Below are 13,440 nucleotides of genomic sequence, written 5' to 3' on the forward strand. Positions count from 1 at the left end.
AATTGTTAATGTTGCTTAATTAAAATACACTCCTTAGTACTAATAAAACTATACATTATAATAACAATGAAACACGTACTTGCCCTTTTTGCATTACTCATATTTTCTACATCAATACATGCAAAAGACAACACCATATTTACGCCCGTGAGCGATTTATTTTTAGCTGTTTCTAACTTTGATCACGCAAAAATGCGCGCGGCTGTTGACGATTCATTCTTGCTTTTAGAGCACGGTGAAGTGTGGACTATTGATGACTTTGTAAATGTTGTTAAACCCGCTGATTACATAAGAACTAATTATTTTAGTGTTATAAATTCGCGTGTAGAAGGAGATGTTGCGTTTATTAATTACTGGAATAAAGCCAACTTTAAAAACGCCGATAAAAGCGGTGACATTTATTGGTTAGAAAGCGTGGTTGTATCAAAAGTGGGTGACAAATGGCTATTATCGCAAATGCACTCAACCCGTTTACCACAAGGTGAAGCACCTCAAGGCGTTACTTTTATTAAGCAATAATTATAAATTAGGTTAAGCCCCGCTATTTGGGGCTTTAACTGTTTATATTACATCAGCTAGCACTGGTAATGCCGGAAAAGCGCCTTTAGCTAAACAGGCTTTAGAGCCACATTGAAGGGCAAAGTGCAGGGCGTTTTTTATGCTGGTTTCATCATTTAACTTATCTGCTAGTGATAAATTACTCCCTAAGTTATTTAAATAGTATAAAACCCCCGCTATAAAGGCATCGCCCGCGCTTGTTGTATCTACTGCGTTTATTTTTGGTGCCGATTCGTTAAGTATAAATGCGCTGTGGTAAACCGTAGCAGGCTCAGGCCCGTCGGTTAAAAACACCAGTTTAACTCCGGTATTTAATAGCATTTGAATGTAATCTTCGCCCGTTGTTTCGCTATGCTTTGCTAAAAATTTAAGTTCATCACGCGAAAGTTTAACTATGTCGCAATAAGCGAAGCAGGCCTTTACATTGCTGGCTATATCATGGGTGTTTTCCCACAAGCTGTAGCGTAAATTCACATCAAAACTAACGAGCTTATTATGTGTTTTAGCAAGTTCTAGCGCTTTAACCGTTGTGCTAGCTATGGCTGGATCGGTTAGGGTGTTTGAGCAAAAGTGCAGGGTGCTTATGCTTTGCCAATTTATTTGCGCTAAATGCGCTTGGGTTAAAAGTACATCGGCTGTGTTATGGCGATAAAAGCCAAAACTGCGCTCGCCTGTTTCATCAAGGCTTACTATTACCATGGCGGTTTGTGAGCCAGCAATGGTAAATAAATAGTCTGTATTTACATTGTATTGCGCCAGTGCATTACTTAATTGATTGGCAAAATGATCGTCACCTTTACCACCACAAAATGCAGCCTCACCGCCAAGTTTTGCATAGCCAACAGCAACATTAGCAGGTGCACCACCAGGGATGGGTAAGTACGCTGAGTTATGAGCATCTTGTGGCAGCATATCAATTAAAAGCTCGCCTAAGCACAGGAGTTTGGTCATTTGGAATATCCTAAAAAACCCAGCAAAGCTGGGCTAAAACATGAAGGGTGTTATTTATTCATACTTTAAAAGGCGCTACAGCGATGACTCACTGCAGCGCAATACACACATTTAGTTAAAAGCGTATTTTAAAGTAACCGACGTAGTGCGGCCGTTAATAGTACGGGCACGAATAATGTCGTTTTCTGGTACTGAGCCTTCTTCGGCTTCTGTAATACCTACTGTATCGAATAGGTTGTTTACATTAAGCGCAAGGTTTAAGTTTTCTGATAAGTCGTAGCTTACAAACGCATTTACTTGCGTGTAGCCGTCAAACTTAAGGTCGTTGTTATCTTGTGCATAAGCATCGGTTGTACCAATAAAGCTTACACCTGCCGCGCCGTTATCGTAGCTGTAACGCGCCATTAGTGAGTAAATTAAATCCGCTTGGCGACGTGGAGTGTTACCTACAACTTCAGGGGTTAGCGCATCTTTTGCAATTTCAGCATCGGTCCAAGTAAAGTTACCTCTAAAGTCCCATGCATCCATAAAGTAAGTTGATTCAACCTCAATCCCTTTTGCTTCGTATTCACGGTCGAAAAAGGTTTGCGATGTTGCTTCAAAGTTTTGCTCTTCTGTTTCTGCGTAAAAGGCTGTTGCAAATACCGAGAACGAATCAAAGCGTTTTTTCACACCAATCTCAAATTGGTTTACTTCATCTACTGCATCTTCATCAGCTACGCTTCCGTCGCTGCGTACTTTACCAAATAATAAACGGTCTGCATTTGCGCGCCCGCCTTTACTAATACGTGCAAACGTCGCTAGGCTTGGGTCAATTTGATAGTTAGCACCTACAGAATAAGACGAGTAGCTCCAGTCGTAATTTACTGGGCTTGCATTAGCTATATCAATACCTGCTACGTTTTGCTCAGGAATAGAAATAGTACCGTCGCGGTTCATATCTACTGTTGAGGTTACGGCACCTGCGTAGTTACCGCGTGCTTCACCGCTGTCGTAGCGGGCACTTGCATCAATGCTTACATCACCAAGTTTTGTTGAAAACGCAACATACGGTGCGCGAGTGTCGTACTCGGTGTCGTAATCGCGCTGACAACAGTTACCCCAATAAGGCGTGCCGTATGCATATAAACCATTTTCTGAATACTCAGTGCCATCGGCTGCAGTTACATTTAAAAGTGCCGCATTGTCGCCTTTAAGCTCCATTAAGTACGAGTTCCATAACCACGACATAGCAATGTTTTGCGTTGAGGCAAAGTAACCAAAGGTTAGGCTAGTGTCATCGCTAAACGATTTAGTTAGTTTAAAATCATTAACAATAGAGCCAAAGTCATTAAGCGTTACATCAAAAGTGTGAATACGCATGGCAAGTTCATTATTAAATGCTTCGCCTGTGTTTGCGTTACTCAGTGTTGCGCCTACACCGCCAATACTTTGTGCAATAGACGATGCGCTGCCAACCTCAGCAGGAATAAGCGAGTTAAAGTTGCCGCTAATTGACGATTTACGAAAACGGTTTTCGATACGCCAATCGTTATCTAAATCAAATACAGCTTCAAAACCTACCGCATCCACTTTAGGGTTCATGCCGTCGCGTAAATCGCCACTGCTAATTTGGTTTTCGCCATTTAGGCGCACTGTTTTGGTAAATAATGCTGAATGCGGTGTATCTGATTGCGCATCAAACCCGGCAATAGAATCACCATTTGAGTACATTGGCATAGGAAGGTAGCCAACACTCTTATCGTCTAGGTGTTTGTAATAAAGGCGTACGTAGCCGTTTTCAAAATCTTTAGTAAGGTTTGCTTTAATTTGGCCACCTTTATTTGATGTGTAGCCTGTTTCGCGCGGGCCTTCGCCTTGGCGTACAAAACCACCTACATGAAAACGCACGCTGTCGGTTAAATAGGTGCCGTATTCAAAGTCGGTGCGTACACTGTCGTAATCTAGGCCAACAGTAGTAGATACGCTACCCGATTCGTTTTCGCCGTTTTTAGAAATAAAGTTAATTATGCCGCCAGGTGCATTACTGGCTGATGTAGAGGCTGAGCCACCGCGAATTGATTCGATTGTTTGCACTGTGTTATCAAGGCGCATAAAAATATCGGCGTTACCAAAGGCAACATCACCAAACTGCATTACAGGCAGACCATCTTCTTGCAGTTGTAAAAACTTAGCGCCACCCGATGCTACAGGTAAGCCACGCACTGCAATATTTGCATTACCTTCACCGCCTGTTGATTCAGCGCGAACACCCGGAATAATTCTAAATGCTTCAGCCGTTGAGCGTGGCGTTGATACCTCAACTTGCTCAAGCGATAAACTGCTTACTGATGAGCTCGATGCCATAATAGTTGTGCGGCGAGGTACACCGGTAACAACAATTGTTTCAAGCCCTTGCTTAGCTTGCACTTTGGTTTCTTGCTCGTCTTGTGCATGAACGCCTTGACTTACTGCAAGTGCTAAGGCACTGATTAAATATAAAGGTGTGTGGTGTGTTGTCATGTTAACGCCTCATTGTGTTGTGTGAGTTTGTTATTTTTACTTAATCGATTAAGTAAAAATAACAAAGTTTTTACAATATGCAAATTATTTTTGTGTGTAATTTGCACTTTTTTTGTTTTTATATTGATTTTAAAGGTATTTTTATTCTGGCTTGAGCAGCCATTTATGCATTTTTAGTTAATGCTTTTGCCGCAGGGTCGCGGTAAAAGTTATAAAGCATGGCTAAAAATAAGATCACAGCAAAGCCGGTAGCTAAGTAAAAACCGTAGCGTACGTGGCCAAAGTAATCACTTATCATGCCCATAAATAAAGGCGCAAGTGCGGCCGAAAGCGCGGTAAAAAATAAAATAACACCCGCTACTGCACCATGTTGTGCAACAGGAAAGCACGATATACCTTTAGAGTTTAAAGTAGGGTAAACCATCGACATAAATAAACCCGAAAGCGGAAGCAAGCCTACCGCCCAATCAACACCGCCTACCAAAGTGCCTACATAACACAGCGCGATGCCTAAACTTAAATAAGCCATGACCCCTTGCCAGCTAAAGTGATTTAAAAGCCATACAGCAATAAAGCGCCCAGCAGCACGTAATACAAAAAATATAGTAAGTGCGTAGGTTGCAAGTAAAGGCCACGAGCCTGTGTAATCTTTTAAAAGTGTTGGCATCCACACGTAAATAGCAACCTCGGTAGCCACATATAATGCAATAGCCAACGAAAAACCAAGTGCGTACGGGTTTTTAATCATTTTCATGGTGGTGGCAAGTGAAGCGGGCTTTTCTGTGCTTTTAACAACACTTGGGTAGTCGGCGCGCCATGCCATTAACGCTAAAATTAAACACATAACGCCGGCAATAATGTACAGGTAAGTCCAGCTCACGTTTTGAGTAAGCAGTACGCCTACCAGCGCAGGGCCAACGATGGCACCAATACCAAAAAAGCCTTCTACTTTGTTCATGGTTTTAGTGTGCTCTGCGTTACTTGCAGATATATCGCCAAGTAGCGCTAGTGCGCCGGTTTTAAATAAACCAATGGCAAGCCCTATACAGCACAGCAAAATTAAAAACACCGAAAAGCTATTGCTAAAGGCAAACAAAAAGCAGCTGAGCGAGAAAATAAGTAAGCCCAGCATTATGGTTTGTTTACGGCCTAGGCTGTCGGCTAAGAAGCCTAAAAACAAGCCACTAAAGGCAATGAGTGCCATAGGTGCATAATGAAAAGCACTGGCTTGGGTCATACTTAAACCAAACTCTGTGATTAGTTCAGGGATGATCATACCTACTGCATCTGAGGTCATCGCAAACATAAAAAACATCATGTAAGTGAGTATTCGTATGCGCTGCATTGGGTCGCTTTGCGAGTGTGTGTGTAAATTCGTCATGTGATTTTTCCTCGTTGTGGCTCAAGTTATAGTAATAACTCAATCACTTACTCTAGTTAGTATTACCGTTGCCACAACTTTTGTATGTAAAATATTTAAAAATTACTTGTAAAATTGTACGTGCTAGTTAAAGATATATCTTAATCGATTAAGTTTCAACTTGGTAATCACACATGATGAAGAATAAAGTTCAATTGATCACATATGCTGATCGAATCACAGGTCAAGATATAAACGCACTTACAACATTGTTAAAAGGTCCTTTGAAGGGCGTATTTGGTGGTGTGCACCTTTTACCTTTTTATAATCCTATTGATGGAAGCGATGCGGGCTTTGACCCGATTGATCACAGCGAAGTAGATTCTCGCATTGGTACATGGGCTGATATTCAAGCACTGGGTGAAAACCATGATCTAATGGCTGATTTAATCGTTAATCATGTATCGGCGCAGTCTTATCAGTTTCAAGATGTGCTAGCTAAAGGTAAGCAATCAGAGTTTTGGGATTTGTTTTTAACAAAAGAAGACGTTTTTCCAAATGGTATGAGCGAAGCTGAGCAACAAGCAATTTATCGCCCGCGCCCCGGTAGCTGTTTTACGCCAATGCAGTGTGGCGATGGTCAAACGTATGACTTTTGGACCACGTTTACCGATAACCAAATTGATATAAACGTAAAAGTTGAAGCGGGTATTGCGTATTTAAATAACGTATTAACTAAGTTTTCTGAAAATAACGTAAATATTATTCGTTTAGATGCAGCGGGTTACGCAATTAAACAAGCCGGTACAAACTGTTTTATGCTAGACGAAACCTTTGGCTACCTAGATAACTTGTCAAAGCAAGCAAACGAGCTTGGCATGGAAACCATTGCTGAAATTCATAGCCACTACCAAACACAAGTAGAAGTAGCAAAGCGTGTAAACATGGTTTACGACTTTGCATTACCGCCGCTTATTTTACATAGCTTATTTAATAACGATGTAGATGCATTACTTAAATGGTTACAAATTTCACCACGCAACTGTTTAACGGTACTTGATACGCACGACGGCATAGGCATTATTGATGCTGGCCCAATGGGCGACAAGCCAGGGCTATTAAATGCACAGCAAATAGACACCCTTGTAGAAACCATGCATGCCAACAGTAACAACCAAAGCCGCCAAGCTACAGGTGCTGCTGCCAGTAACGTTGATTTATACCAAGTAAATTGCACGTATTATAATGCATTAGGCGCTAACGATTTAGATTATTTGATTTCGCGTGCCATACAGTTTTTTGCCCCCGGTGTGCCGCAAGTGTACTACGGCGGTTTATTTGCCTGCGAAAACGATATGGATTTACTTGCGCGTACCAATGTGGGCCGTGACATTAATCGTCCGTATTTAAATACTGAAACAATTGAGCACGCACTCAATAAACCTGTAGTAAAAGGTTTAATAGAGCTCATTAAATTACGTAATGAACACCCCGCTTTTGCAGGAGAGTTTAGTGCTCACGGCACCCAGGGAATATGTTGTTTAACGTGGCAACTAGAAGATAAGTCTATTGCATTAAGTGTTAATCTTAAAACGCGAGACGCGCTTATTACTCAAGTAAATGGTGATGAAGAAACAACGATAAGTTTAAACGCATTGTTAGCCTAACAGGCTATTAAAACAAAAGCCAAGCTCAAAAGCTTGGCTTTTGTTTACCCAATCCTTTTTAACATAACCTATTAACCACTTGCGCCAATATCTAGCTCGTAACTTACATCACATATTTTTTCTTCTTTAGATATAAATAGTTCGGCGGCCATTACGCCTTTTTCTTGGCTGTTTTGATGAATAGTGGTTAGGCGCGGCACAAAACGAGCGGCTTCGTCTATTCCATCAAAGCCGACAATACGCAGTTCTTCACCTATTTTTATGCCTTGTTTTATCGCTTCTCGCATGGTGGCAAGGGCAATTAAATCACTCATACAAATGATAACGTTTGGGCGGGGGTAGGCACTTAACACCTCTTTAGCGGCAATGTTAGCAAAACGCTCGCTGCTCTCAGGTATATTCCAAATGCGGTCATCAGCTACGGTTATATTTGCCTCATTTAAAGCACGTTGATAACCCCGTAAGCGTTGGTGCGAAATAGATTGCCCCGTTTCAAATTCGTGGTGCTCATATACGCGGCACAATACGTTTTCATCAAGTAATCTTAAGCCTAAAATAGCGACTTTATCGCTTTGATTTTTTAAAACATGCTTGGCTATTTCGTAACTTGCTTGCTCGTTATTAATATTTACTGAGGCATTGCGGGCTATATCAAAATCAATAGTTACCACATGTTTAGAGACCGTTTTTAACTGCTCTACTAATGCGTTATTACGGGGGCGGCCATAACAAATAAAGCCATCAACAAAGTCGACCACACTGTTAAGGTTATCGCTATTACCTGAAAACAATAAAACATTAATGCCGTTTTTTTCAAGCACCGAGGTTACACCCCGCATAAAGCTACTGGCGACAGGGTCTGAAACCATATATTCGACGCTATCGGGCAGCACTAACGCCACAATGTTAAATGTACCACTGCGAAGCGATTGCGCGGCTTTATTGGGCCCGTAATAGCCCAAGGTTTTGCACGCTGCAAGAATATCGTCTCGGCGTTTAGCCGATAGCTGATCAGGGCGGTTAAACGCATTAGAGACTGTTGCGTTAGATACACCTAACTCTTTAGCAATACTTTTTAGGGTCCAGCGGGTTTGCTTACTCATACCAATTCTTTACTCAATACTCATGTTAATAAACTAACATATTCAGGGCGTTAGCAAAGTAAAAAATAAGGTTTTAGCCTTAATGCCGGCACTCTTTAGGCGCAATGCCAAAGGTTTGTTTAAATACACGACTAAAGTGGCTCGCGCTATTAAACCCAACATCAAAGCACACTTGGCTAATTGCATGGCCTTGCAGTAATTGATTGCGGGCTTTTTTAAGCCTTAATTGTTGCTGCCAAAGGGCTGGGGTAGTGCCAAATGCCAATTTAAACTGCTGATAAAACTTACTGCGGCTCATGCAGGCTATTTTGCACAAGGTATTTATGTCGAGCGTTTCGTTTAAGTGCTCTTCAATATAAAGCAGTGCATCGCTTATTTTTGTTTTAAGGCGTGGTTTATCGCTATTAGCGAGTAATAAGTCGCGACTTTGTTGTTGTAACAACCGGGTGATCAATTCGTTTAACGATAAGTCAATTAAGTAATGTCGCTGTGCGCCTTGTTCGCTAAATAAATGCACCATGCGCTCTAATAATTGCTGTGTTTGGCTATTATGTTGGCTATGCACCAATTGCGGAACATACTCGAATAAGCCGCCATCGTGTGCAAAGCTTTGCTGCATGTTAAGCGCATTTGCCACAGCGTTTATTTTATCTTTGCTTATTTCAATTGCTAAACATGTGGTTGGGGCGTGCATTGATGCCTGTGGAAAATCAATTAATACACCTTGCTCTGGCGCTAATACAAACGACTCGTGGGGTAAAAATGCTTTATGGTATTGGCTACTTTCTACGTGCATTACTTTTTTACCGCTGAGCATGGCACAATACAGTAACTCCTTTGAATGCAGTGCCACCTTTTGTGCGCGTTGGTACGTGTCGTAAATGCTCAACTCGCTGTTATCTGCTGCAAATGTCACTTTATTTTCTATTAAAACATCAAGTTGTTGGCGTTTTTTGTTTAACTGAGATGTGTGCATATCAATCCTTTAGTTTTTTATTAGTGTGGACTCACAGACAACTTTTGTGGACAGCTAATCAAGTTTTTAGGTGCTCGTTAGGCTAATGTCAAACAACACTGATTAAATATAAAGCATTTTGTTTTATATAAATGTTCGACCTTTAGCTAACAACAATAAAGAGAGCACACACATGATATACGCAAATCCAGGTAGCGACGGCGCACTCGTAAATTTTAAACAACAATACGGTAATTACATTGGCGGGGAGTGGGTAAAACCTGTAAACGGCCAATACTTTGATAATATAAGCCCAGTAAATGGTAAGGTATTTTGCCAAATACCTCGCTCCGACAAAGATGATATAAACCTAGCACTCGACAAAGCGCATGCAGTGCGAGAGCAGTGGGGCACAACCTCGGTGACCGAGCGCAGTAATATACTTTTAAAAATAGCCGACCGAATTGAGCAAAACCTAGAGCTACTAGCTGTTGCCGAAACATGGGATAACGGTAAAGCCATTCGCGAAACACTCGCGGCTGATATTCCGCTCGCGGCCGATCATTTTCGCTACTTTGCAGGGTGCCTGCGCTCGCAAGATGGCAGTATTGGCGAAATTGACGAAACCACGGTGGCGTATCATTTTCACGAACCGTTAGGTGTGGTTGGGCAAATTATCCCGTGGAACTTCCCTATTTTAATGGCCGCATGGAAACTTGCACCAGCTCTTGCTGCAGGTAACTGTGTGGTACTAAAACCAGCCGAACAAACTCCAGCATCTATTTTAGTTTTAATGGAAATTATTGGTGATTTACTGCCTGCAGGCGTGCTCAATATTGTAAATGGGTTTGGTAAAGAAGCAGGCGAAGCACTGGCCACAAGTAAACGCATTGCTAAAATTGCATTTACAGGCTCTACACCTGTCGGCTCACATATTTTAAAATGTGCTGCTGAAAACATTATTCCGTCAACGGTAGAGCTTGGCGGTAAATCGCCCAATATATTTTTTAATGATGTAATGGAAAAAGACGACGCGTTTTTATCAAAAGCCATAGAAGGCGCCGTACTTGCTTACTTTAACCAGGGCGAAGTATGTACCTGTCCATCAAGATTGTTTATTCAAGAAGATATATACGAGCAATTTATTGAGCGCATACTCGAACGTACCCAACAAATTAAACGTGGTAACCCACTCGACAGCGAAACCATGGTGGGCGCTCAAGCTTCAAAAGCACAGTTTGATAAAATACTTAGTTACATAGACATAGGTAAAAAAGAAGGCGCTGAAGTACTCACCGGCGGAAACGTAGAACAGCTAAATGACGATTTAAACGGTGGTTATTACATACAACCTACACTGCTTAAAGGTACAAACGACATGCGTGTGTTCCAAGAAGAAATTTTTGGCCCTGTTATTTCTATGTCGACCTTTAAAGATGAAGCCGAAGCACTCGAACTTGCCAACAGCTCAGAATTTGGCTTAGGCGCAGGGGTGTGGAGCCGAAACATGAACCGTGCTTATACCATGGGGCGCAAAATTGAAGCTGGCCGAGTGTGGACCAACTGTTACCACATGTACCCAGCACATGCTGCATTTGGTGGGTATAAAAAATCAGGTATAGGGCGCGAAACACACAAACTAGCACTCGATCACTACCAACAAACTAAAAATTTATTAGTGAGCTATAGCGAAGATCCACTCGGCTTTTTTTAATAAAGCAATTCAAACTTAAACACAACAACCATTAAGTAATAAGGGCGCTGCATATTTGTAGCGCTTTTTTTATTTCACAGTGCTCATAACACTACTTTAAGCGTGTTGTAATATTTAACTGCCATACCAGCCGTATTCAAAACGTTAAAACCTAAGCGTTTTAATAACCCATTACCCGCGTTAAAAAACGATTTTACGATATTAACTTTTTATAAAAGTTGCTCTAAAAATGTGCAGTGATTTATGCATTGTCGGATATTACTGATCTCCCCCAATTTAGTGTGTTACTGCATTAATGGAGATTTCTTTGTAGTTAACTAATTGTTTACAGGTGGTTATTTGCTGGCTAAGATAAAAGCATCGTAATATAGGGACATTTGTCGGTTTATAAAACGACAAATGTCGTAGACAAAGTTGTTAGGTGCCGATATTAGCTATGCTATTTTATTACTTCACATCTGCAAAATACGGAATTGAGAACCTCAAAAACGAGCGTTTGAAAATATCCGATTTTTCAAACGTAAATGATCCATTTGAGCTTTTAGGCATTGAATTACGAGATGAAGTTGTTCGCAAGGCCGTGAATTTTGAAAAGTCTAAAATTTCGGAAAAATATGGTTTGCTCTGTTTTAGTGAAGATAAGTACAATCCTGTTCAATGGGCTCACTATGCTGACAATCATAAAGGTGTTTGTCTAGGATTCGAAATTGATGAAAAAAAGCTTCGGAAAGTTAAATATGTTTCAGAGCGCCTTGTAAAAGAAACCTTAAATCAAGCCGATTGTAATGAGAAATTGTTAACTACCAAGTTTAGCCATTGGAGTTACGAGCAGGAAAGGCGTTTAATAATCCAAAACACTAATGATTCAATAGCTAGTCAAGGTTTGCGCTTTAAAGAATTTGATAGTGATATGTTGCTTAAAGAAGTTTATATAGGTTGCAAATCAGATTTAGTTTTTGCCGATATAGTTGGCGCTTACGCTAGCAAAAATAAAAGCGTGATTGTAAAGGTAACTAGACCATCATTTCGAGATTTTCGTATCGTTTGGGATAAAAGTAAGAAAAGTGTCCGCACCTAACATGGGTTTTCAAGTCGGACAAATTACAGTTGGCTTTTTGTTCGTTCCTCACTTATTTTAGCCAACTGTAATATGCCGCTTAAAACGGCGTTAGGTGCTTCTGAGAAATCAATGGCCAGTTCAAAGATAAGACAGTTCTTAAAAGAAATCCGCACTAAATTTCCTGACGTTGTGCCTCTTATGGAAAAATATGAAAATGGGCACTCACATTCCTAATGGAAGAGTTCGCAAATTTGACAACCATTTTGTTTAACCAAGGTAATTTAGAAGAGGCATTAGAACAGTTGCAGTACATGAGCGAAAAACTAGATACTGCAACCAAAGCAGAATCCGAATACATAGATGTATATTATGCAGAGCACTTATTCTGGAAAGGTACAAAAGAAGGTATTGAGCGTGGCTGGCCTCTCGTGCCAGATAATCTCAAAAAACTATACTTGGGCTTTCATGGTAAAGCCCCTAGAGTAGTGGTTTAAATATGCACGCACCTAACAACCTAATCAACACACTCACTTCGTTCGCTGGGATGCATACACATGGGCTGCGTCGCTTCGATCCAAATTATAGCCCATGTGTTTCCGCCCCTAAGTAGGGTGTTATTAGGTGCTCTAGATAGTATGCAGAATATAAATCCATGGCTTTGGTCAGCTTTTGTTTTGTCTCTCTCAGGGATCTTTTTTAGATGGGTGTTTGGTAATACGCTTGTGAGCTTGTTTCTTGCCGTATTGCTAGCTTTAGCGATAGTACCTTTAGTTAAAAAAATTCAGAGAAAGAATTAACAAGATACCCATCCAAACTTTGTATTTTTCGAAGCCTAGATCCTAATAGGCTAAATAAAATGGGTGTTATCATAATTTGCTTTTTGGGTACAAATTAATTCCCTTAAAGTATAAAGCTATATAACTTACTAAGTGTATACATTTTATTGACGTAAATTAATTAGCAGGAAAGCCGAATGAACAATAAAATACTCAAATCATCTACCGCTACGTATCAAAGTGGTGTTGCAAAAGCCGATGGTAAATTTTATGTAACGCAAGGTGAAGTACGTTTTGAGCCATACAATGAAAGTGCTGGTTTAGGGCCTTATACTTTTACACGAAGCGCAATCGTAAAAATTGAAAAGTCAGCAGGGACAGGCGCAGGCATTTTACCACTAACAAGCGATGCCATAACAATCACTTTAGATAATGAAGATACTTATGACTTTATTTTAGCAAACCCCGATGAATGGATTCGTCTACTCAAGCATTAAGCAATCTCTAGAGCTGGCATTTAGGTAAAAATAAACGAAGCACCCATCTTAACTTTGCAGTTTAGTAAAATATGCATTAGATTTTTGCCTAAAAAATAGACTAGTTGTTTTGTGGTAATTGCAATTAGGCTTGGTTAAAACAAAATACAATCACTGTATTATGCGCTACATGGGGCAGGAGACTTTTACCAACCCGATGTGGCATATAAAGGCATTGATTGGACAACTGATGTATTGCTTGAGCAAATAAAAGCGTTATAAAAAAGCCGCTTGTTGAAACAAGCGGCTTAACTATTC

10 protein-coding genes and 1 pseudogene are annotated in these 13,440 nt (G+C 40.6%); 6 read left to right on the top strand and 5 right to left on the bottom strand.

Features of this window, described 5'->3' with window-relative positions; all coding sequences use genetic code 11:
• Positions 1 to 66: 66 nt before the first annotated feature.
• Positions 67 to 519 (top strand): nuclear transport factor 2 family protein, encoded by a 453-nt coding sequence (locus CWB60_RS09500; protein WP_138576710.1) that lies wholly within the window; start codon positions 67 to 69, stop codon positions 517 to 519.
• A gap of 42 nt (positions 520 to 561) precedes the next feature.
• On the opposite strand, the gene CWB60_RS09505 is transcribed toward CWB60_RS09500, so the two are convergent.
• The 3 genes from CWB60_RS09505 to CWB60_RS09515 form a co-directional block, all read right to left on the bottom strand.
• The gene (locus CWB60_RS09505; RefSeq protein ID WP_138576712.1) at positions 562 to 1,509 is read right to left on the bottom strand and encodes a carbohydrate kinase family protein; all 948 of its coding nucleotides are present in this window, start codon (positions 1,507 to 1,509) and stop codon (positions 562 to 564) included.
• Between the two features lie 111 nt (positions 1,510 to 1,620).
• Positions 1,621 to 4,011: a TonB-dependent receptor domain-containing protein gene (locus tag CWB60_RS09510; RefSeq protein ID WP_138576714.1), complete on the bottom strand. Its 2,391-nt coding sequence runs from the start codon at positions 4,009 to 4,011 to the stop codon at positions 1,621 to 1,623.
• Positions 4,012 to 4,174: 163 nt separating this feature from the next.
• On the bottom strand, positions 4,175 to 5,392 hold the full coding sequence (locus CWB60_RS09515) for an MFS transporter (protein ID WP_121638347.1): 1,218 nt from the start codon (positions 5,390 to 5,392) through the stop codon (positions 4,175 to 4,177).
• A 173-nt stretch (positions 5,393 to 5,565) separates the two neighbouring features.
• On the opposite strand from CWB60_RS09515, the gene gtfA reads away from it, so the two are divergent.
• Entirely contained in the window at positions 5,566 to 7,038 is a 1,473-nt protein-coding gene (gene gtfA, locus CWB60_RS09520) for a sucrose phosphorylase (protein WP_024032779.1), read from the top strand.
• A gap of 71 nt (positions 7,039 to 7,109) precedes the next feature.
• Here the strand turns inward: gtfA and CWB60_RS09525 are convergent, their stop codons facing one another.
• Together CWB60_RS09525 and CWB60_RS09530 are read right to left on the bottom strand one after the other, a co-directional pair.
• Positions 7,110 to 8,141 (bottom strand): LacI family DNA-binding transcriptional regulator, encoded by a 1,032-nt coding sequence (locus CWB60_RS09525; protein WP_138576716.1) that lies wholly within the window; start codon positions 8,139 to 8,141, stop codon positions 7,110 to 7,112.
• 79 nt (positions 8,142 to 8,220) lie between these two features.
• Positions 8,221 to 9,117 (bottom strand): AraC family transcriptional regulator, encoded by an 897-nt coding sequence (locus CWB60_RS09530; protein WP_138576718.1) that lies wholly within the window; start codon positions 9,115 to 9,117, stop codon positions 8,221 to 8,223.
• Between the two features lie 172 nt (positions 9,118 to 9,289).
• Here CWB60_RS09530 and exaC point away from each other — a divergent pair, with 172 nt between their 5' ends.
• The 4 genes and pseudogenes from exaC to CWB60_RS09550 all read left to right on the top strand — a co-directional run bounded on the left by exaC (position 9,290) and on the right by CWB60_RS09550 (position 13,143).
• The gene (gene exaC / locus CWB60_RS09535; RefSeq protein WP_004589543.1) at positions 9,290 to 10,810 is read left to right on the top strand and encodes an acetaldehyde dehydrogenase ExaC; all 1,521 of its coding nucleotides are present in this window, start codon (positions 9,290 to 9,292) and stop codon (positions 10,808 to 10,810) included.
• Positions 10,811 to 11,231: 421 nt separating this feature from the next.
• The gene (locus CWB60_RS09540) at positions 11,232 to 11,888 is read left to right on the top strand and encodes a DUF2971 domain-containing protein (protein ID WP_138576720.1); all 657 of its coding nucleotides are present in this window, start codon (positions 11,232 to 11,234) and stop codon (positions 11,886 to 11,888) included.
• 111 nt (positions 11,889 to 11,999) lie between these two features.
• Positions 12,000 to 12,364, top strand: a pseudogene (locus CWB60_RS09545) (DUF7674 family protein).
• Between the two features lie 479 nt (positions 12,365 to 12,843).
• Complete coding sequence (locus CWB60_RS09550; protein WP_024596978.1) at positions 12,844 to 13,143, top strand: hypothetical protein; 300 nt, start codon at positions 12,844 to 12,846, stop codon at positions 13,141 to 13,143.
• Positions 13,144 to 13,440: the final 297 nt, after the last annotated feature.

Source organism: Pseudoalteromonas sp. S327 (assembly GCF_005886415.1).
Lineage (GTDB): Bacteria > Pseudomonadota > Gammaproteobacteria > Enterobacterales > Alteromonadaceae > Pseudoalteromonas > Pseudoalteromonas atlantica.

Excerpts from the sequence above, each read along its gene's own strand:
- CWB60_RS09510 (WP_138576714.1), bottom strand. The coding sequence starts at position 4,011 with ATGACAACACACCACACACCTTTATATTTAATCAGTGCCTTAGCACTT.
- CWB60_RS09550 (WP_024596978.1), top strand. The coding sequence starts at position 12,844 with ATGAACAATAAAATACTCAAATCATCTACCGCTACGTATCAAAGTGGT.
- CWB60_RS09530 (WP_138576718.1), bottom strand. The coding sequence starts at position 9,117 with ATGCACACATCTCAGTTAAACAAAAAACGCCAACAACTTGATGTTTTA.
- CWB60_RS09505 (WP_138576712.1), bottom strand. The coding sequence starts at position 1,509 with ATGACCAAACTCCTGTGCTTAGGCGAGCTTTTAATTGATATGCTGCCA.
- CWB60_RS09500 (WP_138576710.1), top strand. The coding sequence starts at position 67 with ATGAAACACGTACTTGCCCTTTTTGCATTACTCATATTTTCTACATCA.
- CWB60_RS09525 (WP_138576716.1), bottom strand. The coding sequence starts at position 8,141 with ATGAGTAAGCAAACCCGCTGGACCCTAAAAAGTATTGCTAAAGAGTTA.
- exaC (WP_004589543.1), top strand. The coding sequence starts at position 9,290 with ATGATATACGCAAATCCAGGTAGCGACGGCGCACTCGTAAATTTTAAA.
- CWB60_RS09515 (WP_121638347.1), bottom strand. The coding sequence starts at position 5,392 with ATGACGAATTTACACACACACTCGCAAAGCGACCCAATGCAGCGCATA.
- gtfA (WP_024032779.1), top strand. The coding sequence starts at position 5,566 with ATGATGAAGAATAAAGTTCAATTGATCACATATGCTGATCGAATCACA.